The organism is Acinetobacter sp. Res13-Abat-PEC15-P4-01 (genome assembly GCF_015676285.1).
Taxonomy (GTDB): Bacteria; Pseudomonadota; Gammaproteobacteria; order Pseudomonadales; family Moraxellaceae; genus Acinetobacter; species Acinetobacter nematophilus.
Genome location: NZ_JADAIN010000023.1, coordinates 1 through 278 on the forward strand (window position 1 = coordinate 1; position 278 = coordinate 278).

At 44.2% G+C, this 278-nt stretch carries 1 protein-coding gene; it reads right to left on the reverse strand.

Annotated features, from left to right (window positions below; all coding sequences use genetic code 11):
• A partial coding sequence (locus IMO47_RS10150; RefSeq protein WP_242052640.1) for an autotransporter outer membrane beta-barrel domain-containing protein occupies window positions 1–254 on the reverse strand: 254 nt, incomplete at its 3' end.
• Between the last annotated feature and the right edge of the window lie 24 nt (window positions 255–278).

A 278-nucleotide genomic window follows, 5' to 3' on the forward strand; every position in this document is an offset into this window, starting at 1 on the left:
CCACTGTATTCACCATAAGCACCCATCAATCCAAGGTTATATTCATCATTTTGACCAAAATTGAGTAACCCCATACCTGCCTGTATCACATAGCTACGACCATCTGTAGCGATCTGACCACTCGCATCTTTGAACTGGTGATAGCCTCCTGTGGTTCTCATCCAGACTTGTCCAACTTGGTTGTCTTGAATGCCTGTATAAGCACTCGCACCCATTCTGTCTTCTAAGCGATGCACAAATAAGTTATTGCCCATACTTGCATTCGCCAAATAGCTTCC